This is a genomic window from Marinobacter sp. EN3, from assembly GCF_000475315.1.
Lineage (GTDB): Bacteria > Pseudomonadota > Gammaproteobacteria > Pseudomonadales > Oleiphilaceae > Marinobacter > Marinobacter nauticus.
The window spans coordinates 1-2,413 of the sequence record NZ_AXCC01000035.1 but is presented as its reverse complement, the minus strand read 5'-3'; the positions used below and the strand labels follow the sequence as shown (position 1 = coordinate 2,413).

Here is a 2,413-nt window from a genome sequence, read left to right as displayed (position 1 = left end):
TGCCCGGCACACACGCTGAGCGCACCGGCGGCCTGACAAGGCCGTCCGAGTGACGCGGCTTGTTAAGCATTGCTCTCCAAAGCATGGCCCTGGAGATCAAATGCATAGAATTTAGTGTCGGGCGTTGGATTGAAAAAATATGGCTCAATTTCCCGGAAGCCCATTAACTCGTATAGTTCTTGCGCTTTTTTTGTGGGAGGCACGGCATCGAGGACCACTCGGGTATACCCCAAACCTTTCAGCTTAACCAATAAGTTGTCCATTAGCCGGCGCCCAAGCCCGTTACCCTGATATTGGCGCCGAACGTACAGCCGCTTCACCTCTGCGGTGTGCTCATCAAGTCGGCGAAAACCAACGCCACCGGCCACCTGCGATTGCACAATAGCAAACGTATATTGGCCGTTGGGAAGCGAGAACAAAGCCTCGAGCGAGGCCATCTCTCCCTCAAAATTCTGATAAGAAAGGTCGATATCCAGCCAATCCGCGTACTCAAGAATGAGCGCTCTCAACTCTTCACTATCTTTGGGAAAGATCACATCCCTGATCATGACCACCTGTTCCATGTTTTCGATTACTGCTTAACGAATGATATGGACTCCCCCTGCTCCCTCGGCATCGATGTGCCACATTGAAGGTGTCGAAGCCTTCAAGCGAAAGCAGGAGGAGTCATCATGAATGTTACAACCATCGGCATCGATCTGGCGAAAACTGTGTTCAGTATTCATGGCACCGATCAACACGGCAAGGTCGTGGTTCGCAAACGGCTGAATCGCCCCAAATTGTTGGCATTCTTTGCCCAACTGCCACCTTGTCTGATTGGCATGGAAGCTTGCTCCGGCGCGCACTACTGGGCGCGTGAAATGACCAAGCTCGGCCACGATGCCCGAATCATCGCTCCCCGGTTCGTGGCACCTTATCGCAAGAGCAGCAAGAACGACGACAACGATGCCGAAGCTATCTGTGAAGCGGTCAGCCGACCCAATATGCGCTTCGTTCCAATTAAGACCGAGGATCAGCAAGCGACACTCAGCCTGCATCGGATTCGTCGAGGGCTCACCAAAGAGCGCACCGCCCAAATCAATCAGATTCGAGGCTTGCTGGCCGAGTTCGGATTGATCATTCCCCAGGGACGTTACGCCGCACGCCGCCGGGTTCCGGAGATCCTTGAGGACGCCGAAAACGGCCTGCCCATGCTGGCCCGTCGCCTACTCAACAACATTAACCAGCGCATCCTTCAGCTGGATGAGGAAATCCTCGCTTATGATCGGGAAATCGAAGCCATGGCACGGCGTGACGAACAGGCAAAGCGTCTGATGGCCATACCCGGCATTGGGCCTCAAACTGCCACCGCCTTGTTAGCCAGTGCACCTGATCCCAGGCAATTCAAAAGCGGTCGGCACTTTGCTGCCTGGCTCGGATTGGTGCCCAGACAATACTCGACCGGAGGGAAGCCCCGACTGGGCAGAATCACCAAGCGTGGCGACAAATACCTGCGAACGTTGTTAATCCACGGCACCCGGGCGGTGATTGCAACGATCGATACGAAAGAAGATCGACTCAGCGCCTGGGCGAAAGAGCTCAAAGAGCGCCGGGGATACAAACGGGCCGCCGTGGCAATGGCAGCCAAGAACGCCCGAATCGTATGGGCACTACTCATGAACCAGACAGAATTTAAAACGCAGCCCGTGGAAGGCTGATAACCGAGTACCAACGACAGGCAGAACACGCCTGCCAGCCGAGTCTTGCAACGGCAAGCGATGACGGAACGGTCAGACCGAGAGTGAGAGAGTCTGTTTATGCTGACGGCCCTTAAAGGCCGACTAACGAATGAGACCCTCACTCACACGCATCATCATCCTGGCCCGGGCAGTAACGCCCACACAGAGGCCGAATGTAGAGCTGCAGTCTCAAACCGCTTCGGATTTAAATGGCGTTGCTTGACCGCAGGGGGAGTCCATGTAGCCAGCAATAAACGGCGGCCCGACAGGGGCGTCCGGTGGAGGCCGAAGGCCGGAACGAATTTGATTGCCTTGTTATATCTTGGTCAGCCACTGTGGATCGCATAATCCTTGTACGTGACCACAAATTCTTTCGCCTCTTCCAGGGTTTCCGGATAAGGCACTGTGTCGTGATGACCACTGCCCACACGAATTTTTTGAAAGCGAAAACCATGCTCAAAAAGAAAACGAATCTTGTCCCACTGCTTCTTATTCGATTTCTTGGGGGCCTTGAAGTGCCTGCCAAAATTATGTGCTGAACCGCCACACTCTGGGCATTTAAGCGTCATCGGACATTCTTCCGCCAAATCGAACTCGCGCTTGAATGACTTGCAGCATGTGAGACAAGCAAAAGCCATATTGTATGGAGTGGCCATCAGACTCACCTACAGATATAACGCTGAGCTTAGCGGCGC

General features: G+C 54.1%; 3 protein-coding genes. 1 reads left to right on the top strand and 2 read right to left on the bottom strand.

Annotated elements, in window-relative coordinates; genetic code table 11:
- Positions 1-62: 62 nt before the first annotated feature.
- Positions 63-563, bottom strand: a complete 501-nt coding sequence (locus Q675_RS31350) for a GNAT family N-acetyltransferase (protein ID WP_036193475.1) — start codon at positions 561-563, stop codon at positions 63-65.
- A gap of 108 nt (positions 564-671) precedes the next feature.
- Between Q675_RS31350 and Q675_RS31345 the strand changes: the two genes are divergently transcribed.
- Positions 672-1,697, top strand: a complete 1,026-nt coding sequence (locus Q675_RS31345) for an IS110 family transposase (RefSeq protein ID WP_023011537.1) — start codon at positions 672-674, stop codon at positions 1,695-1,697.
- Between the two features lie 347 nt (positions 1,698-2,044).
- Here Q675_RS31345 and Q675_RS0119220 read toward each other — a convergent pair whose 3' ends face one another.
- On the bottom strand, positions 2,045-2,374 hold the full coding sequence (locus tag Q675_RS0119220) for a hypothetical protein (RefSeq protein ID WP_031211491.1): 330 nt from the start codon (positions 2,372-2,374) through the stop codon (positions 2,045-2,047).
- Between the last annotated feature and the right edge of the window lie 39 nt (positions 2,375-2,413).